The organism is Rhodococcus sp. UFZ-B548, from assembly GCF_903819475.1.
Lineage (GTDB): Bacteria > Actinomycetota > Actinomycetes > Mycobacteriales > Mycobacteriaceae > Rhodococcus_F > Rhodococcus_F erythropolis.
In genome coordinates this window covers 47,043-67,345 of record NZ_CAIJDS010000010.1, presented here as the reverse complement: position 1 = coordinate 67,345, position 20,303 = coordinate 47,043, and the positions used below count along the sequence as shown (strand labels likewise).

The window sequence follows — 20,303 nt, the reverse complement described above, 5'->3', positions numbered from 1 at the left end:
CGACCGCCACGAAAGTAGAACAGGGTCAGGCGGAAACGATTACCGAGGAGCCGTGTCCGAACAGACCTTGGTTGGCGGTGATACCGATGCGGGCGCCTTCGACCTGACGGCCTTCGGCTTGTCCGCGCAGCTGCCAGGTGAGCTCGCACACCTGCGCAAGTGCCTGTGCGGGAACGGCTTCGCCGAAGCATGCGAGACCGCCGGACGGATTGACCGGGATGCGGCCTCCGATACTGGTGTCACCCGCACGCAGAAGGTGCTCGGCCTCGCCCCGCTTGCACAGCGCGAGGTCTTCGATCCAGTCCAGTTCCACCGAGGTAGCGAGGTCGTAGACCTCGGCGACGTCGACGTCTTCGGGAGAGATTCCGGCTTCCTCGTACGCGGCATAGCCGATGGATTCCTTGAACGTGCGCTCCGGAGCCGGGACGGCGGAGCTGGAATCGGTGGAGAAGTTCGGCATATCCATGATCGTCTGCGGGAACGTCGGCGTGACCGTCGAAATAGCCTTGATGCGAACAGGTTCCGCGATGCCCATCTTGCGGGCGTATTCCATCGACGTCAGCAAGATTGCGGCGCCGCCGTCGGACGTCGCGCAGATGTCGAGCAAATGCAGGGGATTGGACACCACGGGGGATGCCAACACGTTCTCGACGGTGACTTCCTTGCGGTAGCGCGCATTCGGATTATTGAGCCCGTGCTTGGCGTTCTTGACCTTCACGTTGGCGAAGTCCTCCGCGGTGGCGCCGTAGAGGTCGATGCGACGACGCGCGTTGAGCGCGAAGTACGCCGGGTTGGTCATACCCATGAGGCGGAAGCGCAGCCAGTCCGGGTCGTCCCAACGCTCACCGGCGACGGGAGCGAGGAAACCCTTGGGGGTGGTGTCCGCGCCGACGACCAGGGCAACTTCGCTGAGGCCGGCCAGGATTCGTGCGCGAGCGGTGTCGAGTGCCTGGGCTCCCGTCGCGCACGCTGCGTACGACGTGGCGACGCGAGCGCCGTTCCAGCCGAGTGCCTGTGCGAAGGTGGCTCCGGCGACGTATCCGCCGTAACCGTTGCGGACTGTCTCGCCGCCGACGATGAAGTCGACGTCCTGCCAATTCACGCCCGAATCGGCGAGCGCGGCGCGAGCGGCGGCAACGCCGTATTTCACGAACGACTGGCCCCACTTGCCCCAGGGGTGCATACCGACACCGAGTACTGCGACGTCCTTGCTCATGACTGCGACTCCTGATCAGCTGCGGCGACAGGCTTCCAGCGCCACGTCGTACGTACTCCGGTTTCGTCGGTGTACAGCGGCTCGACAACCAATTCGACGGTATTGCCGACCTTGAGATCGTCGACGCCGAATCCGTCGGCCACCTGGCCGAGGATGACGATCCCCTCGGGCAGCTCGACTGCTGCGAGAGCAAAAGGCTCGTACGGATCCGAGCGCGGGATGTACGGCGGCGGGGGCTGGTACTGCGCGTCGGTGTACGACCAGACAGTGCCGCGGCGGGAGAGTTCCACGTCGTCGAACTCCTCGCTGAAGCAGCTCGGGTTCTTGCAGAACGTCGCCTCACGAGGGAAGGAAATGGTGCCGCAGGATTGGCACTTCGTGCCGATCAGAGCAGGTTCGTCGCCGGTGGTGAACCAACCCTCTACTGCAGGTGTCACACTCCCGTTCGGCGCCGGCGTTGCAGTCTCGCTCATGCAATCCTCATCTGGTTGGCGAGCCTGATCCGGGGGATCGTGGGCCCGCTGTGCCGCTTACTGGAACAGGTTGCAGTATTACACGATTTTGGCCGCTGACGGGCAAAAATTTTCGCTGAGTGGGACGCTGCCGGAACGCAGACGGCCCCGCCGGGCAGACGAGTCTGCAGGCGGGGCCGTGTGCGTGAAAGTAGCTGTTTACCTGTAGCGGATCAGCGAGCGCGAACGGGTCGACCGAATCGACGCGCCGGTTTCACCCGGGCCGCAGCGTCGAGGATGGAGGTGATCTCGACCTGATCCAGAACCTTTTCGCGGACACGGTCGTGCGCAGCGCCGCGTTCCAGTTCCGCCTTGTCGATGGCGTGCCAGCCCTCGCGGTCGACTACGTCGGACTGTCGCGCCCGGACCAGACGATCGACTGCGGAGTCGTCGGCGACCGGGTTGGTCAGGCGTCCGTCGTTGAAGTCGTCGACGAGCATCCTGATCGTTTCCTGCGCGCAGGACTTGTTGGTGCCGATGAACCCACTCGGTCCGCGCTTGATCCAACCGGTCGCGTAGACGCCGGTTGCGGGATCGCCGTTCGGAGCTTCGAGGACGCGGCCGTTCTCATTCGGAATGACCGAAGCACGCTCGTCGAACGGGACGCCGGTGATGGGCACTCCGCGGTAGCCGATCGAGGTGAGGACCAAGCCGGCATCGATGGTCTCGGTATCGCCCGTCGCCTCGATCTGCACGGTTCCGTTGGCGTCGACCAGGGCGTTGCGAGCGAACTCGATTCCACTGACCTGATCGTCGCCGGTGATCGACGTCGGCGTGAGCAGGTAGCGCAACGTGATGCGCTTGTTGCCGACGTCGACGTGATCGCGGTTCTTCAGGGCTTCGAGTAGACGCAACTTCTGCTCGACGGCATGCGGAAGCTCGCCGCGTTTTGCCAGTTCTTCGGTGGCCGAGTCGAGAACCATGTCGTCGGGTCCGACAGAGAGTTCGATGTCCGGCAGTGCCATCAGGCCGGTGAACTCGGGGACTGTGAACGCGGACTGCGCGATTCCGCGTCGACCCACGATGACAACTTCTTCGACGCGACTCTTCCGCAGAGCGGCGAGTGCGTGAGCGGAGATGTCAGTGCCCGCCAACTTCTCGGGATCGGCCGTCAGAATGCGAGCGACGTCGAGCGCGACGTTTCCGTTTCCGATGATGACCGCGCGGCGATGCGAGAGGTCGAAGACGTCGTCGGCGTGATCGGGGTGGCCGTTGTACCAGGCCACGAAGTCGGTGGCCGATGCCGTGCCAGGCAGATCAGCACCCGGAATGCCGAGACCACGGTCGGACGAAGCGCCGACTGCGTAGAGCACCGCATGGTGATTTTCGAGCAGTTCGCTGTGCGAGATGTGCTTGCCGATCTCGACGTTGAGGTAGAACTCGAAACCCTTTTGTGCGGCGATCTTGTCGAACAAGCGAGTGACCTGCTTGGTCTTCTGATGGTCCGGAGCAACGCCGGCGCGAACCAGGCCGTAAGGCACAGGAAGGCGATCGAAGACGTTGACCTGCACGTCAGGCTGGGTCAGCAACTCGTCCGCGGCGTACATCGCCGACGGTCCGGAACCGACGATCGCAACGCGCAACGGCGGTCGGCCCTTGTCGACGTGGGCTGCCGGGATGACCTTGGCGAGAAGCGGCCTGGGCCGCTCTTCCTTGTAGAAGTCCGCATTGATGGACAGGAAGACTCGCTGCGGGTCGGTCAGCTTCGACTCGGGGACGATGGCGTCGACCGGGCAGGCCGAGACACATGCGCCGCAGTCGACGCAGGCCTGCGGATCGATGTGCAGCATCTCGGCGGTGAGGAAGTCCGGCTCGTCCGGCGTCGGATGGATGCAGTTGACCGGGCAGGCGTAGACGCACGAGGCGTCGCTGCAACAGGACTGCGTGACTACGTGTGGCATGGCGCTATGAGTCCGATCTCGACTGTCCGGGAGCTACGCGGCGGCGTTGTGCGAGCTGCGGTGAGGTTCGCTACGGAAACGTGATGCGCGGCCGTCCATCTTGCAGGCCTTCCACACCAGGCGCGAGGCACGGTTCATCAGGCCGGTGTCGGTGGCCAGCATGCGGACGTCACCGAAGTAGTTGCGCAGGGTCTGGCGCGACTCGGGCAGATCCCAGAACAGGTCCTTCTTCACGGACTTCGGGATGTCGAACTGCTTCCAGAAGGACTTCGGCGGGATGACGATGGCGTCACAGAGAATGCGCATGACGATCGGGAACAGCAGCGAGAGGACGAACCGGTTCGGGCGTGACATCAGCGGGATGCGACGGCTCAGAAGCTTGTGCGCGAACGAGATATGACGCGCTTCCTCGGCTACGTGGATGGCCATGACCGACTGCATGATCGGGTGGATCTGGCCGCCGGCGCGCAGGATGCTCTTCTGAATGTGGTCGATCGGCTCTTCACCGGCGAGGACACCGACGAAGAACAGTTCGGGGAACGGGCCCGCAGCGAGGGGAATGAAGGGTGCAAGCATCTTCATCGGACGGCTCATGCCGGGAGCGTCGGCACCGATGCGGTTGACCATCTCCTGGAACATCATCGTGTGGTTGCACTCTTCGACCGACTCGTGCGTGCAGTAGCGCGCCTCGGCCGAATCGTTGGGCAGCGAGAAGACGTACTGCATCATGCCGCGGATCAGAATGTTCTCGAACTGGAGACCGACCTTCGCGACATTGGCCTGGCGCCACATGCCGATTTCGATCTGCCTGGCCTCGGACTGCGACTGGTACCACGGGTGAGCACCCAGCGGATCTGTCTCGGCCGGGAGGATCCAGCGGCGATCGTTCGGGACGACGGCAAACTCGGGGGAGTCCCAGTCGATGTCGAGGTACGGGTCGAAGTGCTTGTGCACCGAGCCCTCGGACAGGAGTCGAAGCGTCTCGTTGTACGAGTCGTCGGATGCTTCTCCGCGCTTGTCGAGCGGCGATGTGAGCGTCATGGCGTCTCCTCTTCGTTTCGGTCACCGCTGGTATTTCTCGCGGTGTTCGGTGGAATCGAGGGCCGGTTGTGTGATCGCTGGCACTCGGTCTGGGTTTAATGTAACCCGAGGTATCAGGAAAAGCTAGTGGCAGATACTCCTGGATCTCGACGAATTCTTGACACGGTCGAAACGGCGCCATAACTTACTTTTGAGTAATTTCCGCGGTGCGCTCGAAGTTGGCTGTTCAGGGATGGGTTCGCACCGAAACGCACGCGAAGATCGAACCGAGGCCGATGTGATCAGAACGCTGCTCAGCAATATTGCCTTGAGTCCGCCGACGCGTCTGCGCTCCCTTGTTCCGTCACGAGGCGTCACGCTCTCCGACAAGACGATCGTTCTGACAGGAGCTTCCTCGGGGATCGGCGAGGCCACTGCTCATCTCTTGGCTCGCCGGGGAGCCGAGATGATCCTGGTCGCTCGCGGTGAGGAAAACCTCGAACACGTACGGGACGAGATCCACCGCAGGGGAGGGTGGGCGCACATCGTGCCTGCGGACCTCTCCCGCGGTGAAGCCGTCGACGAACTCGCGGAGACGATCGCGGATCGATTCGGGTCGGTCGACATCCTCGTCAACAATGCGGGTCGCTCGATCCGGCGTACCGCGTTGGATTCGGTCGACCGATTCCACGACTACGAGCGCACCATGGCACTCAACTACTTCGGACCTACACGACTGACGTTGCGTCTGCTGCCCGCGATGCTCGAGGCGAAGTCCGGACACATCATCAACGTCGGAACCTGGGGAGTCACTGCCGGCGTGATGTCGAGGTTCAGTGCCTACCACGCGTCGAAGTCTGCTCTCAGTGCCTTCGGCCGAAGCCTCGGCGCGGAATGTCACGGCACCGGTGTCGATGTCACCACAGTGCAATTCCCACTCATACGAACACCGATGATCGCGCCGACGGCGGATTACGTGAGCCAGCCGGCGCTGACGGCCGATCAAGCTGCATCGTGGATCTTGAGGGCGATCAATACGCGTCCCGTCGAGCTGTATCCGCGGTACGCGGGGCTGTTACGAGCGATTGACGTTGTATCCGCTTCTGCCACTGACGCTCTCGTGCGAAGGGCCGGGATCTGAGGGGCTGGGATCTGACCAGAAACGTGCACCAGCACCGGGGCATGGTTCGTCCCCGGTGCTGATGTATTCGATTGTCGCGATTCACGCCGCTGTGGGTGGGCTGTTCCCGCCGATCGGCTGTTGATACGGATCGATCGACATCGGTGGATAGAACACCGTCTTTCGATCCGGTCCGATCTCCACCCGCCATTCCGTGTGGTGCATCGTCCGGTGGTGATGACCGCACAACAAGATCAGGTTGTCGAGATCTGTTGGGCCACCATCGTTCCAGTGAACGATATGATGGGCATCGCACCACCCCGACGGAGTCCCACACCCCGGAAACGCACACCCGCCATCCCGAACCGCCAACGCCCGCCTCTGCGGCACCGTTGCCGTTCTCGCTTCCTTGCCGCAGTCGAGCGGAACATCATTCTCATCCAACAAGATTCGGGTGACGGTGCAGTCGCAGGCGAGCATCCGTGCAGTGTCGATGCTGATCGGGCCCACCCAATCCGTCCACGCGAATCCCAGCTCCTCGGTGGACGGCAACAGGTCTTTCAACGCCTGCAGGTCCGTCATGTCTTTCGCGGACGCGGTGACCGTGATGTGTGGTTTCACGCCGCCTTCGATCGGACCCAACCCCGCCCGCTCGTACCGGCGCAACAATTCGCAAAACCCGTCCGCCCGTCGTAATGCCGGCGTACGGGTGTCCTTGACACCGTCCTTCTCCGGCGTCGGAGCGGACAGGCTCGACAGCAGCGTGATCAGACGGGCCCCGTTGACCGCATCCAGATCACCCTTCACAGTTACTCTGCCGTACAGGCCTTTCGAGGCGTAGAACTCGTTACGTTCGGAATCCTCGCCGACCGGGACCCCGTCCTCACGCTTGCCGTACTGCTTCTCGATTCGGCGGATCGCTGCCCGCACCGCATCACAATCCGCGATGTTCTTCGACGCTAGGCCAAGCAGAATCCCCCGGGCCTTGTCCACATCGGCCGGGGTCATGTTCTTCGGTGGATGCTGACAGAACGACGCGACCTGACGGGCTTTCAACGCATCAACGTCACCACGGTGAAACGCATCGCCCACAACGGGTTCGAGCATCAACAACCGCGCCAACCCGACCAGCAAGCTGCACTCACCGATCTCCAGATTCGTCGAACCATGCAACCACTGCGCGATCGCCCGAAAACCCTTCCCGCCGAGAACCTCACGGGAAAACATCTCCACGATCAGCAACACCATCCGCGACTGCAACTCGTGCCGGACACGCACCAGATCCAGAACCTCACTCTTGAGGTCCTCGCCATCCAGCTGCCACGCATCCCGACTGTCCATGCCGAAAGCTTAATCGAACAAAGTTTCGAACACAAGAGAATGTGGATCGAAAATTGCTTCTATCAAATCGATTTCGACATTTCGGACAGTCGGTTATAGGCGGGTCGCCGACGTAGTCCACGTGCGCCGACGAGTGCGAGCGCCACCATCAACCCGGAGCGCAACAGCATCACGTCGGAATTGTCTGAGCCCCAGCACATTGTGTAATCGGCGTCGATCATGTTGCCGCCTGTCCCCGGCAAGCGTATGGGTCCAGCCGAGCACCAGGCCCAGGAGTGTCATCGCCAGCGTGATGGGAACGAAGACCACCAGGACCGCAAGAAATACCCTCGAACACGGCCGGTGGATTCGCGAAGATCGACGAGTAGTGGAAGCGCCGGATATGACGGACACCGATTTGTTACTCATCGGTCTGGTGTCGAGTGCGCATCTGCAGTCCCGAGCCAGAACCAATCTTCAGCGCTTCCGGCGGCCGAACAATACGCCGACAGCCGAGATCATGATCAGCGCCACAAGAACGACGACGATGTACGACCTGTCCGCGGCCGGTGCCACCGTTTCGCTTTCTTTGGTCACTGCATCAGTGAATGTACAGCTCATGCCGGGAGGGAACCATCCCCAGAAGTCTGTAATTCCTGCCGCTACCCTCTCAGCCCGGCCGGGAAGGAGATAATTGAATCGTGATGGGATTCCATAGTGATCAATGCACCAGCTGGGCTGATGTTGGAGGCGCAAAGAAAATGCGTCCAACAAATAGACCAAGGTTAGTGCGATCAGCGATATTGCTAAAGACGCTTGGCTTGCTCGTAATAATCGAATCTTCACGACTCGCCCGTAACAGTCACGTCATCATGAGGTGACGATGGTGTTGGTTGCTGCGATCCACCGAATCCAGGCGTCCTCAAAATTGACCTGTCGACTTTGGGAGTCGCCGAACTCTCCTGACGTCGGTAGTCCAAATCGGCCATCCTCGTAGCCCTGCCTCCCATACTCAGCAAAGATAGCACCGTGGACACTTTCTCCGTGCCGAGAAACAATCGATCGTGAGATCGGGGAAGTGGTTACTGCTAGTCCGCGACAAACAGCTCGCTATCCTCATCGAATGGATCAGGCAGTGTCGAACTCGCAGGCAACGAGAAGGTCCGGTGCTCTTCGTTGGGTTGGTTTGGTAAACGCACTTATCGCAGCGTCGGCGTCGGCGATGTATGTCGCAGCGAAATGCCATCTCACCTGGCCCGAACCTGCGGATAGTGCACTCTCGATCGCCGGTGCGATCGTTCTCTGGGTCCTCACCGCGACTGTTGCAATCGTGCTGCTCGGAGTGTGCTGGTGGCAGCGACGCCGATGGTTGTGGTCCGTTGTCGCTGTTCCGGTTCTCGTGATGATCGCGCTCGGGATCGCGGCCGCGGGGCAGCCACATTTCGATCAGTATCGGGATGAGTTCGAAACCGTTGCACAGCAACTACTTCAAGAACCTGACGATCCCTATTCCAATGGGTATCATCGTGATCTACGAATCGGCAGATTCGATATCTCCTATGCCAACGTCAGCAGTGAAGGCCACGTCTATTTCTATGACGCACGAGATGGATTGGACATCTTGGACAATCCAGGCTGGGTGTACGCACCCGATGGCGTGTCCGACAAGACCTTCAATCAGCTCCAGTTGGAAGACATCGGGGGCGGATGGTACCGATTCCCTCATCTTGTCGTTGACAGCTATTGAAACTCAAACCACCCGACCAGCATTCCGGAGGCGAAGGGAAGTAGGAGTACGAAAAGCGTCGTGAAGGTCAAGGCGGTGTCGGTGCGGCAACTGCCACCTCCGTCGTACCAGCGTGAGCAGATGTCCCCGAAGTCCCAACTCTCGCCGAACGCTGAACGAACCAACCTGAAAACGCGGCTGTCAGGATCAGGAGGAATATCACCGCCGCTGGCCGCCCGATCTGCCCTCGGCATTGCCGCCAGGTCGCGCACATCATCGGCAAATACAGCTCGGTGAAGTGCGGATGCGTCTCATGATGAAACAATACTGTTCGTCTGGTGATCCGCACGGATTCCGAAAGCCGATACCCCGGACCTTCTCCGAGGTATCGGCCTGAGGTCAGAGGCAGAAGAAACTGAGCGAACTGATTGCCGCGTTCTGCTCGAGTTGGCCTGCGTCTCCGACGTTGCCGGCGGCGACTGACAGATCTTGAAGGGAGAGAATAGCGTCCATTGTCATTTCCTTTGTTGATCGGCGTTCTTGCCGATGGATTTGATCGATCGAGTTTGCTTGCGGTGTTGATTTAATTCCAGGTTTTTCGCCTGGTACTTCTGTGCTCCAATCTGCCGTGGGTGATAACTTCCGAACAATTAGGCGATGTGGCAGTTCGACGCGCACATCAGTGGAAACGACTGTCGGGCAGTTGCCGATCCGGTATGTCGGAGCGACGCCAGTATTCCTGCAGATCCGGTTGCCCAGTCTGTCGAGAGTCTCAGGTTCTGTTCACCTGGAAAGTGCAGTCCTCCTGCGTGATTGAGGCTGTGTAAGCCCAGAAGCTGCAACTGCTGGGCAAGCGTCTGCTCACAATCGGCGCCGGCATATGGACTCTTGGAGAGTTCGCCGAGGAAGAGAATCAGCCCGGCTCGCCCGTTTAGTAGTCCGGCTTGGGCAGTGAATTCGACGGCGGCAGCGCGGGATATGGCAAGTAGCGCAGACGCGTAGCGCGGCTCGTCGACATGTCGAAGAAGTTGAAGAAGTACCAGGCCCACGCCGACGGATCCCGATCCGAGGTACGGCATTGTCCGGCGCTCCTCTCTCAGCTGCATCGAACCGTCAGGGCACATCTGCATCACGGACAGGTCGATGTCGACAAGCTGTCGCGCGTGTTCCAGCGATCGAGGATCACCGGTCCGTTCGTAGTGGCGAGTCCAGAACAGCGCTTGCCCGCTCGGCCCTCTCATCAAGCCTCCGCGACCCGTTGTCGCCCAAGATGTTCCGTCGGTGAAGCGGACGTGTGCGCGAGCAGCCGGAAGGCGATCCCGCAGAGTTTCGGTGACGAGAGCGAGAGTTGACGATGCCGCCGGACATGACTCCGATTCCTCGAGTAGAAGGCACCCGATTCCGGAAAGGCCGCCGAAGAGGCTGGAGTCGAGATCGTCGAGTGGGACTCCACGCAAAGTCTCGACCCATCTGTCGGCAGTCGAGTGTCGTCCTAGCTGCCGAAAGGTATGCACCGCACCTGCGAGCCCGTCGAAGAAACCGAACCGTGGTTGCGTATCCGAATCAACTTGATGTTCAGTCCATTCCAGAACTGTCTCCAAGGTGTCGGTGGGAAGATCATCGGCGAGTAGGTTTCCGCACGAGCCGTGAGCAATGCCGTAACCGTTCACTTCGAACTGGGCGATGTCACCGGGAAAGAGTCGATCAGCGCGGGAGAGATCAAGTGTGGTGAGGATGCCGCAGCGCAATCGAGCGTCCATACGTTGCAAGGTTTCCCTCGACGACGTGTCCCAACGATGCGGGTGATCCACCGGTTCCGGCGGCTGTGCGTCGAGCATCGAATAGAGCGAGGCACAGAAGGCACGAGGAAGATCGAATCGAGACACCGCGTAGCCGATGAGTTCGGGAATCTTGTTGCGGTCGAGGGGGAGCAATGTAGTAAGTGGGACAAAGAGTCCCAGCTCGATGCATCCCAAGGAGTATCGATCTGCCTCGATTCCTGTCAACTGTTGCGGTGCGGTGTACCCGGGAGCCCCGGTGGACCGGGGCGGTTGCTCGTCGATGCTGTGGGCCATCTCGAAATCGATGATCCGAATACCCGACGGTGAGCACATCACGTTGCCGGGGTGAAGATCGGCATGAACGATTCCGGCGTTGTGGAAGCTCTCGACTGCGGTAGTCAGCTGTTGTGCAATACCGAGCGCCCAGGTTCTGTATTCCGTTCGGGAGCTGAGTGTCTGATCCGCGCGTATCAGCGGATAGCGGAGCGCAATCTCCTGATTCAGGGGAGCACCGGGTGCGCGCTCGGTGACAAGAAAGTGGTGTCCTTCGCGCTCGAACAAGTTGAGCGCGGAAGGTGAGTACGGGTTGTCGGCAAGGTGAGTCAGCGTGTCGTACTCGTTGCAAATGCGGTCGATTGCGTACCGGCCGTTGGCGTCCGGGGCGGTGAAGGGCCGACCCTCTTTGATGACGAGATTGATGCCGGCGTCGTCCAGCGCGGAGTAGATCCCCCCGCTGTTGCTGAAGTGCAGGGCTTCAGTGATCGAATAGGGGAAGGCGTCGCGTGATTTCAGCTTGTCTTGCTGCGCGCGAACGAAGTCCGGGATTTGTACCCAGTCTGGAGTTCTGAAGGAAGTGCCGCGCAGATCGGGTTCGAGCGATCCGTCAGGGCGACGTATTGCCGGGACGCGATCGCCGAATGAATCATTGGTCTGCATGGGCAGGTACGCGCCGTACCGTAAGTAGAGTGGTCCCCGGTTCCATCGCACATCGCTGAGGATGTATGGCCCGTCGGCAGCCGTGACAAGCTCGTCCAGTTCGGTGATGACACGTTGTGTGGCAACGCTATCCGCCGGATAGATCGTGATGAATTTTCCGCTGGATGTTCGATTGGCCTGCTTGCTGTTGGAGAACATGAGGTCTGCTGCCGTCCGAAGAAATTTGAAAGGCACCAGATCGCGGCCGCAATACTCGGAGACGGTATCGAGCAGCTCCTGCGCGTTGGCTTGGGTAGCGGAGCAGTGAATCTTCCATCCCTGTTCTGGCAGCACGCTGTCAGGCGGTTGAAAGTAGTTCCACGGTCCGCTTTGGGGACCGCGTCGCCAGAGTGACCAGTCCACCGACTTTGCAGGCTTAAAGTGCTGGTCAGTCGGTGTGTCAGGTCGAGTGACCGTTCTGATTCGGTCGTAGAAATGCGAGTCGGCACGTGTGAATGCAACGTATCGCAGGTCCACGCTCTACCTCCGGGTCAGTCCCCCTGCGGTTTGTCATCGATTGGTGCCACGCCCCGAATCCCCTGTGGCTTGGATTGCTTGTGGCGGAAGGTTATCCGATTCCGGACATTTCGGGCGAAGATTGAAAACCTATCATTCGAAAGTACTAATGAAGGGCGTGGGTCAGGGGTTCCTGATCGCCCAACTTTTCATCTGCCCACATCGGCTTCGAGTTCGGTAGCCCTCTCTTGACGGGCGGTCCGACTCGGTGGTAATTGTTTAGCGAGCGCTAAGTCAGGGTGCTCTCGCGATCTCGGTCCGGCATCCGGTGCCACGAACTCGGGTGCCGGACCGCCCCAGCAATGCACGTCCTCGAAGGGAACGCAGATGACCAGAGCAGTGATCGTCGATGCAGTCCGGATCGCATCCGGCAAGGGCAAACCCGGTGGAGCGCTGTCCGAGACTCATCCCGTCGAACTGCTGGCGCACGTCCTTCGGTCGATTGTCGAGCGCAACGGCCTCGACCCCGCCTTGGTGGACGACGTGATCGGCGGTTGCGTCGGCCAGGCCGGTGAGCAGGCGCTCAACATCACCCGCAGCGCGGTCCTGTCGGCAGGGTTCCCCGAGTCGGTACCCGCCACCACGATCGATCGCCAGTGCGGATCAAGTCAGCAAGCTGCGCACTTTGCGGCTCAAGGCGTGATCGCCGGGGCCTACGACATCGTGATCGCGGCAGGCGTCGAATCCATGAGTCGTGTCCCGATGGGTACCGCGACGATGGGGAAGGATGCTTCCGGTCCGGGCATCGCGGCTCGCTACCCCGAAGGCCTGGTCAATCAGGGCATCTCCGCGGAGTTGATCACCGCGAAGTGGAAGCTTGACCGCGAGGCTCTCGACGCATTCGCTGCGCAGTCCCACCAGCGGGCAGCAGAGGCTGCGGCGCAGGGGCTCTTCGACAAGGAGATTCTGCCGATCTGGGTGACCAACGCCGCCGGTGAGACCGTCTCGCATACCGTCGACGAGACGGTTCGCGCGTCTACTACCGCCGAGGGACTCGCCGGCTTGAAGCCGTCGTTCTACTCGGAGAAGTACGCGCAGCGCTTCCCCGAAGCGCAGTGGTCGATCACTCCCGGTAACTCGTCGCCGCTCACCGATGGCGCGTCCGCAGCACTGATCATGAGCGAAGAAATGGCGTCGAAGCTGGGGCTGACCCCTCGAGCTCGTTTCCATTCCTTCTCCGTTGCGGGCGACGACCCGATCTTCATGCTCACCGCACCCATCCCCGCCACCCACAAGGTGCTCGCTCGCGCGGGTTTGAGCATCGACGACATCGACACCTACGAGGTCAACGAAGCCTTCGCTCCCGTTCCACTCGCCTGGGCTCACGAGTTCGGCGCCGATCCGGCAAAGCTCAACCCGTGGGGCGGCGCGATTGCACTCGGCCATGCCCTGGGGTCCTCGGGTACTCGACTGTTGACCACGATGGTCAACCACCTCGAGGCCACCGGCGGACGCTACGGATTGCAGACCATGTGCGAGGGCGCCGGCATGGCCAACGCCACCATCATCGAACGCATCTGAAACACATAACCTTTCGAAAGGAACTCTCATGATCGTCAACGACAGCGTCGCCGTCGTCACCGGTGGAGCATCCGGCCTCGGCCTAGCTACGACCAAAGCCCTTCTTGCCGACGGTGCCAGCGTCGTCATCATCGACCTTCCGTCGTCCAACGGTGAAGCCATCGCCAAGGAACTTGGCGACCGGGTCCGCTTCGCGGCTGCAGACGTCACCGACGAGGCTGCGGTCACCGCGGCACTCGACGTGGCCGAGTCCCTCGGACCCCTTCGCGTGGCAGTCAACTGCGCCGGAATCGGCAACGCAGTCAAGACGGTCAGCAAGAAGGGTGCTTTCCCGCTCGACGCGTTCAAGAAGGTCATCGACGTCAACCTGATCGGCACCTTCAACGTTCTTCGTCTTGCTGCGGAACGTATTTCGAAGACCGAACCCATCGACGGTGAACGCGGCGTCATCATCAACACCGCCTCCGTCGCAGCCTATGACGGTCAGATCGGGCAGGCTGCGTACTCCGCGTCGAAGGGTGGCGTCGTCGGTATGACGCTCCCCATCGCCCGTGACCTCGCGTCGCTGCTGATCCGCGTCAACACCATCGCTCCCGGCCTGTTCAAGACCCCGTTGCTGGCCGGACTGCCTGAAGCCGCTCAGGCGTCGCTGGGTCAGCAGGTGCCTCACCCCTCTCGCCTGGGCGATCCCAGCGAGTACGGCGCGCTTGCTGCGCATATCGTCTCCAACCCTATGCTCAACGGTGAGACGATCCGCCTCGACGGTGCAATCCGTATGGCACCGCGGTAATTTCGGCTATTCATGACTCGCGAGGTGGAGCCGGTGAATTCGGTGGCAGTGGACTGGAGGACTTTCCCGCCGCTGGTGATGACCGACATCCTGATGGCTTCGCTCGAGCTGTTTGACGAGAACGGTTACCACGGCACGACGGTGCGGCAGATTGCCAACCGTGTCGGGGTAACCGTTCCCGCGCTCTACTATCACCACGCGAACAAAGAGGCAGTCCTCGTCGCTCTGTTCGAGATCTCGATGAGTGAGCTGAATACCAGAACCGAAGCGGCAGAGGTGGAAGCCGGCGAAGATCCGGTACGACGCTTCGCCTTGGTGGTGGAGGCGATTGTTCTCTACATGACCCACCGGTCGCGGCATGCTGCGTTGGACACCGAGATTCGGCATGTCTCACCGGAAAGCCGAAGTCGATACGCCGCCAGTCGTAAGCGGCTCGAGTTGCTCATGCGCAGGATCGTCGACGACGGTGTGGCATCGGGAGATTTCGCGGTCACCGACACCGAAGAGACCGTCCGGGCCATACTCGGTATGGCGCAGTCACTGCCGCGTTGGTTCCAGACCGGCGGGCCGATGTCGCCGACGCAATTGGCGCAGAAGTACGTCGACATCGCTTTTCACACGGTCGGTTATCGTCCGTAAAGTGCATTGCTCGTTAAACGAAGGTGGGCAACAGATTGAAAACCTGTTGCCCACCTTCAGTATTCATGCTTCAGCATTCACTCCGTGTCAGAGGCGAGTGACTTCGAGTCCGCCTTCGTGGTAGTCGGCCCTCAGACGCTTCTTGTCGAACTTGCCGACGCTCGTCTTCGGAACTTCCTGAACCACAGCCCAGTTCTCGGGGAGCTGCCACTTGGCGACCTTGTCCGAAAGATATTGCTGGAGTTCGGACATCGTGGTCTCGGAACCGGCGCGCAGAACAACCGCGACCAACGGGCGCTCGTCCCACTTCTCGTCCGGCACGCCGATGACGGCAGCTTCGGTGACGTCGGGGTGACCCATGACGGCGTTCTCGAGGTCGACCGATGAGATCCATTCGCCGCCGGACTTGATGATGTCCTTGGAGCGGTCGGACAGGCTCAGGAAGCCGTCGGCCGTGATGGATCCGACGTCACCGGTCTTGAGCCAGCCGTCGTTGAACTTGTCTTCCGCATCGACGCCGTAGTACGACCCGGTGATCCAGGGGCCGCGCACTTCGAGCTCGCCGACGGAAACGCCGTCGTGTGCAACAACTTTGCCGTCGTCGTCGATGAGACGTGCCTCGACGGATGCCGGGAAGCGGCCCTGAGAGTAGCGGTACTTCCACATCGCGTCGCCGGTGACACCGGCCGGCGGGCGGGCAACGGATCCGAGTGGGGAGGTTTCGGTCATGCCCCAGGCGTGCAGGACGGAGACGTTGTGGTCGGCTTCGAATGCGTGCATGAGGGCAGGCGGTACCGCGGAGCCGCCGATCAGAACCTCACGCATCGAGGAGATGTCCTGTGGGTTCTGCTCGAGGTAGAGGTGCAGGCCCTGCCAGATGGTGGGTACGGCCGCGGCGAACGTCGGCTTCTCGCTGGCGATGATCGCAGCCAACGGAGCAGGCTGGAGGAAGCGATCGGGCATGATCAGCGAGGCGCCGATCATGAACGCGGCGTAGGGAAGTCCCCACGACATGGCGTGGAACTGAGGCACTACGGCGAGTGCACGATCGCCCTGCGCGAGGTTGGGGCCGTCGCTCATGCAGACCTGCATGGAGTGCAGGTAGATCGAGCGGTGGGAGTAGACGACGCCCTTGGGGTCGCCCGTGGTGCCGGACGTGTAACACATTGCGGCAGCACTGAGTTCGTCGACCTCGGGCCAGTCGAACTCGGTTGGCTGATCGGCGATCAAGCCCTCGTATGTGTGAACCTGCACGCCCTCGGGAGCTTCGAGTCCCGCAGTGGAGGAACCGGTGACGATGATGTGCTTGACGGTTGTCAGCGACGGAAGCTGCGGAGAGAGAAGCGGAATCAGGGACGGATCGACGATGATCACGCGGTCCTCGGCGTGATTGGCGACGTGGATCAACTGCTCGGGGAACAGGCGAATGTTCAGCGTGTGGAGCACAGCACCCATCGAGGGGATCGTCAGGTACGCCTCGAGGTGCTCGGAGTTGTTCCACATGAACGTGGCGACTCGCTCGTCACCCTCGACACCGAGTCCGCGCAGGGCGTGCGCAAGCTGTGCGCAGCGCTTGCCGACGTCTGCGTATGACACACGGCGCGGGCCGGACTCGGTCCACGTGACAACCTCGGAAGCGCCGTGAACGGAGGCACCGTGGCGGAGAAGTTGAGCAATGGAGAGGGGGGCGTCTTGCATGGTGCTCAGCATGGGCTGCTCCTGTGTGGTGTGTGAGACCGGTGCTTTTGCCCACGGGCCCTCACAAACGATGTGCTGTGGCTGCCAGATTAGTCACAGCTGCGAAGTGCTCGCTAGTGACCCACTGCACTAGCGAAAAACCACGCTATGAGTAGCGCTCCCGGATCGACCACTCCGCGAGCGGCTTCGCCCACATAACTTGCACGTCCGCGGTTTGCGAGCATGGTTTCGGTCGACTCCGCGCCGGCCACCGCCGCTGCCGCTGCGCTGGCCAGAGCAGCGTCCCGATCGGCTCCCGAGTTCACGGATTGCTCCAACGACTCGACCGCCGGAACTATCGCGTCGACCATCGTCTTGTCGCCGACGCGTGCGCCGCCGAGCGAGGTGATGTTGTCGAGCCCCGCCCGTGCTGCAGTCGCGATCGCACCGAGGTCGAGTTCGGAGTCCGCTGATTCTGCGGCGACGCGGAAGAAATGCCGGAACCAGATGCCGAACAACGCGCCGGACGTACCGCCGGCGTGACCGAGGTACGCCTGGGAGACTGCATCGAATATCGTTGCAGTGGAATAGGTGTCACGGATCGCCGAGATGTCGAGCTGATCCAGTGCGGCCACCATGTTGGTCCCGAAGTCGCCGTCTCCTGCTCGTCGGTCGAGATCGGTCAGGGCAGGTTCCTGCTCCAGTACCTTCGCGGCCCAGTCCGCAATCCAGCCGCCGACGAAGCTGCTTTCGGCAGTGCGTGAGGTGTCGGGTGTGAATGTGGGACCGAATGATTCACGCTTGCCCATGCCGCTGTACTCACGTGCCATAGCATTCGGCCAGGCGGGCGCTTTTGTTGGTGCGTCCCATAATTCGAGGATTTCTTTGTTTGTGCGAACAAGGGTGATGGATGCTCCGGCCATGTTCAATGCAGTGACGAACGTTCCGATCAGCGTCCGCTCGATGTGAATTCCCTGGTCGGCCAGATAATCTCCGAGTTCGGCGAACAGTAGTTGCAGCTCCATTGGGTGGGTGGCTCCCAGCCCGTTGACGACCGCAATGACGTGATCACCTTCGGCGAGACTCAGGGACTCGATGATCGGATCCGTCAGCCGTCGCACCAATTCCGGTGCGGGCAGGGCGTCCACGCGTTCTGTGCCGCGTTCGCCGTGGATTCCGATACCGAGTTCCATCTGCCCGTCCGGTAGGTCGAACGACGGCTCGTCAGCCCCCGGCAAGGTGCATGGGCGAAGAGCGACGGCCATGCTGCGAGCCGAGTGCGCGACGTGTTGTCCGATCCGGGTCACCTCGGCCAGGTCGTCACCGCGGGCGGCCGACGCGCCGCAGACCTTCTCCACCACGATCGTTGCCGCAGTGCCGCGTCGCCCCGGGCCGCTACCGTCTGCGCGTTCGGTCGCGACGTCGTCGTCGACCAAGACGACGTCCGTGTCGATCTTGTCCTCGCGGAGTAGTTCCCGTGCGATACCGAAATTCATCACGTCGCCGGTGTAGTTCTTCACGATGTGCAGGACGCCGCCACCGGCGTCGGCAGCTTTGGATCCTTCATGGATCTGCAATGCGTTGGGTGAGCTGAAGATCAACCCGGGACAGACGGCCGTGAGCATTCCTTCGCCGATGAATCCGGCGTGCATGGGTTCGTGACCCGAGCCGCCGCCGGAGACGAGCGCGACTCGCCCGCGTGGAAGGGGCTGTGCACGAGTGAGGTATCCGGGATCGGGGTTCCACGCGATGTCGTCGGTGGATGCGATCAACCCGCGGAGTGCGTCGGGAACAAATGTCTTTGCGCTGCGCATGAACATCACTTCAGAGTAGGTCTAACGTCGACTTCGGGCACGGATCGTGATCGACGAGAGGTGGACGGCGTGAAATTGGGGTTGGTACTTGCCGGTGGCGGCGTTGCGGGAATCGCCTGGGAAACCGGTTTTCTGTTGGGCGTTCAGGACAAATCGCCGGACGCTGCCGCAGCGCTGCTGGCAGCGGACGTATTGATCGGCACTTCTGCAGGTTCCACCGTGACTGCTCAGATTGCGGGCGGCGCGACCCTTCAGGAGCTTTTCGACGCACAAACGGCCGCTGCGACCGGTGAGATCGATCCGGAGGTAGATGTCGAGGTCCTCGGTCAGATGTTCGTCGACGCGATCGCGGGCTCCGCGGATCGGTCCGAACAACTTCGTGCGCTCGGCGAGGCAGCGATGGCCGCCGACACCGTCGAACCCGCCGTGCGTCGTGCGGTCATCGAGGCAAGGCTGCCCAATCGGTTGTGGCCCGAGCGGGTGTTGCGCATCCCGGCGATCAACGCACAGACCGGTGAGTTGAGGGTGTTCGGCAGTGCTGACGGCGTAGACCTGATCGACGCAGTTGGAGCGAGTTGCGCCGTACCAGGGGTGTGGCCGGTGGTCACGATCGACGGCGACCGGTACATGGACGGCGGAATGGCAAGTGGCTCGAATGTTCATTTGGCTGCCGACTGCGATGTGGTCGTGGTTCTTTCACCTGCTGCCGATCCCGCCCCGAATCTGCTTGGCGGCAGCCTACGAGAGGAAATCGACGCGATGACGCAGTCACGGGTACTGGCGATCTTCGCCGACGACGCCGTCGTGGAAGCGATCGGAACCAACTCTCTCTCGCCGGCGACAAGGCGCCCGGCAGCTGAACTCGGACGCGAACAGGGTTGCCGAACAGCTGACGAGATCGCTGCGTTTCTGGTGACGGCATGAGCGCCGCACGGATTGCCGTGGTCCTGCGCCCGGAGCAATCCCCGGAAGATCTGGTTCGGCATGCGGGGTATGCCGACGAAGTCGGTATCGACGAGGTCTGGCTGTGGGAGGACTGCTTCTTCGGCGGAGGAATAGCCACTGCTGCAACTGTATTGGCTGAAACCACGCGCCTGGGAGTAGCGATCGGTGTGCTGCCGACTCCGATGCGCAATACCGCGATCACGGCGATGGAGATTTCGGCGCTGGGCAGAGTTCATCCGGATCGACTGCGGGTTGGCTTCGGTCACGGCGTTCAGAGTTGGATGCGGCAGATCGGCGCCAAGGTCGAATCGCCGTTGACCCTCCTCCGGGAGCAGTTCGGAGCACTCGAGCGATTACTGCGCGGTGAGTCGGTGACGGTATCCGGTCGATACGTGAATCTCACGGACGTCAAGCTGGCGTGGCCGCCCGAGAAGGTGCCGCAGTTGCTCGTCGGTGCTACGGGGCCAAAGACTTTGGCGCTCAGTGGTGAGTTGGCGCAGGGCACCGTGCTCTCGGGTGGGACGACCCCGGAAGGCGTTCGCCGGGCGATCGCTCATATCGGAGCGCAGGATCTCGAGGTGGTCGTTTACGTCATCTGTGCATTTGGTTCCAGCGGTCGTGAGCGCGCCCTTGCCGAGGCCGCAGCGTCAGGGTGCGAGTCGCCGGAGGAAGCGATTGCCGTGGGGACCGCGGCCGACGTTGCGGCCGCAGCAGTGCGATGGGTGGACGCGGGTGCAACCACCGTGGTACTCCAACCGACCGTTGACGAGCCGGACGTCCGCGAGTTCATTCGCCTTGTCGCGCAGGAGGTTCAACCGCTGATGGTGTAG

At 61.6% G+C, this 20,303-nt stretch carries 15 protein-coding genes; 7 read left to right on the top strand and 8 right to left on the bottom strand.

Annotation, left to right across the window (positions count from 1 at the left end):
* Positions 1 to 25 precede the first annotated feature (25 nt).
* The 4 genes from H7C86_RS11720 to H7C86_RS11705 all read right to left on the bottom strand — a co-directional run bounded on the left by H7C86_RS11720 (position 26) and on the right by H7C86_RS11705 (position 4,670).
* The gene (locus tag H7C86_RS11720; RefSeq protein WP_020909545.1) at positions 26 to 1,216 is read right to left on the bottom strand and encodes a lipid-transfer protein; all 1,191 of its coding nucleotides are present in this window, start codon (positions 1,214 to 1,216) and stop codon (positions 26 to 28) included.
* On the bottom strand, positions 1,213 to 1,689 hold the full coding sequence (locus tag H7C86_RS11715) for a Zn-ribbon domain-containing OB-fold protein (protein ID WP_019745839.1): 477 nt from the start codon (positions 1,687 to 1,689) through the stop codon (positions 1,213 to 1,215). Before H7C86_RS11715 ends, H7C86_RS11720 begins: the two co-directional genes overlap by 4 nt.
* A gap of 212 nt (positions 1,690 to 1,901) precedes the next feature.
* Positions 1,902 to 3,629 carry an FAD-dependent oxidoreductase gene (locus H7C86_RS11710; protein ID WP_019745838.1) on the bottom strand — a complete coding sequence of 576 codons (1,728 nt, stop codon included), beginning with the start codon at positions 3,627 to 3,629 and terminating at the stop codon, positions 1,902 to 1,904.
* Between the two features lie 33 nt (positions 3,630 to 3,662).
* Entirely contained in the window at positions 3,663 to 4,670 is a 1,008-nt protein-coding gene (locus H7C86_RS11705; protein ID WP_003943163.1) for a diiron oxygenase, read from the bottom strand.
* Between the two features lie 232 nt (positions 4,671 to 4,902).
* On the opposite strand from H7C86_RS11705, the gene H7C86_RS11700 reads away from it, so the two are divergent.
* Positions 4,903 to 5,790 (top strand): SDR family oxidoreductase, encoded by an 888-nt coding sequence (locus tag H7C86_RS11700; RefSeq protein WP_182261562.1) that lies wholly within the window; start codon positions 4,903 to 4,905, stop codon positions 5,788 to 5,790.
* Between the two features lie 81 nt (positions 5,791 to 5,871).
* Here the strand turns inward: H7C86_RS11700 and H7C86_RS11695 are convergent, their stop codons facing one another.
* Entirely contained in the window at positions 5,872 to 7,110 is a 1,239-nt protein-coding gene (locus H7C86_RS11695; protein WP_151531343.1) for an HNH endonuclease signature motif containing protein, read from the bottom strand.
* 1,102 nt (positions 7,111 to 8,212) lie between these two features.
* On the opposite strand from H7C86_RS11695, the gene H7C86_RS11690 reads away from it, so the two are divergent.
* On the top strand, positions 8,213 to 8,836 hold the full coding sequence (locus H7C86_RS11690; protein WP_182261561.1) for a hypothetical protein: 624 nt from the start codon (positions 8,213 to 8,215) through the stop codon (positions 8,834 to 8,836).
* 629 nt (positions 8,837 to 9,465) lie between these two features.
* On the opposite strand, the gene lanKC is transcribed toward H7C86_RS11690, so the two are convergent.
* A complete protein-coding gene (gene lanKC, locus H7C86_RS11685) occupies positions 9,466 to 12,048 on the bottom strand; it encodes a class III lanthionine synthetase LanKC (RefSeq protein WP_182261560.1) in 2,583 nt (860 codons plus the stop codon).
* A gap of 366 nt (positions 12,049 to 12,414) precedes the next feature.
* Between lanKC and H7C86_RS11680 the strand changes: the two genes are divergently transcribed.
* The 3 genes from H7C86_RS11680 to H7C86_RS11670 are packed head-to-tail and all read left to right on the top strand — an operon-like array spanning position 12,415 to position 15,037.
* On the top strand, positions 12,415 to 13,608 hold the full coding sequence (locus H7C86_RS11680; protein WP_182261559.1) for a thiolase family protein: 1,194 nt from the start codon (positions 12,415 to 12,417) through the stop codon (positions 13,606 to 13,608).
* Positions 13,609 to 13,636: 28 nt separating this feature from the next.
* On the top strand, positions 13,637 to 14,398 hold the full coding sequence (locus H7C86_RS11675) for a 3-hydroxyacyl-CoA dehydrogenase (protein WP_003942978.1): 762 nt from the start codon (positions 13,637 to 13,639) through the stop codon (positions 14,396 to 14,398).
* 12 nt (positions 14,399 to 14,410) lie between these two features.
* Complete coding sequence (locus H7C86_RS11670) at positions 14,411 to 15,037, top strand: TetR/AcrR family transcriptional regulator (RefSeq protein ID WP_047888253.1); 627 nt, start codon at positions 14,411 to 14,413, stop codon at positions 15,035 to 15,037.
* An 87-nt stretch (positions 15,038 to 15,124) separates the two neighbouring features.
* Here the strand turns inward: H7C86_RS11670 and H7C86_RS11665 are convergent, their stop codons facing one another.
* Positions 15,125 to 16,747: a long-chain fatty acid--CoA ligase gene (locus tag H7C86_RS11665; protein ID WP_019745828.1), complete on the bottom strand. Its 1,623-nt coding sequence runs from the start codon at positions 16,745 to 16,747 to the stop codon at positions 15,125 to 15,127.
* A gap of 101 nt (positions 16,748 to 16,848) precedes the next feature.
* Positions 16,849 to 18,534 carry a dihydroxyacetone kinase family protein gene (locus tag H7C86_RS11660; protein WP_182261558.1) on the bottom strand — a complete coding sequence of 562 codons (1,686 nt, stop codon included), beginning with the start codon at positions 18,532 to 18,534 and terminating at the stop codon, positions 16,849 to 16,851.
* Positions 18,535 to 18,588: 54 nt separating this feature from the next.
* On the opposite strand from H7C86_RS11660, the gene H7C86_RS11655 reads away from it, so the two are divergent.
* Together H7C86_RS11655 and H7C86_RS11650 are read left to right on the top strand one after the other, a co-directional pair.
* Entirely contained in the window at positions 18,589 to 19,452 is an 864-nt protein-coding gene (locus H7C86_RS11655; RefSeq protein ID WP_182261557.1) for a patatin-like phospholipase family protein, read from the top strand.
* On the top strand, positions 19,449 to 20,303 hold the full coding sequence (locus H7C86_RS11650; RefSeq protein WP_020909534.1) for an LLM class flavin-dependent oxidoreductase: 855 nt from the start codon (positions 19,449 to 19,451) through the stop codon (positions 20,301 to 20,303). Before H7C86_RS11655 ends, H7C86_RS11650 begins: the two co-directional genes overlap by 4 nt.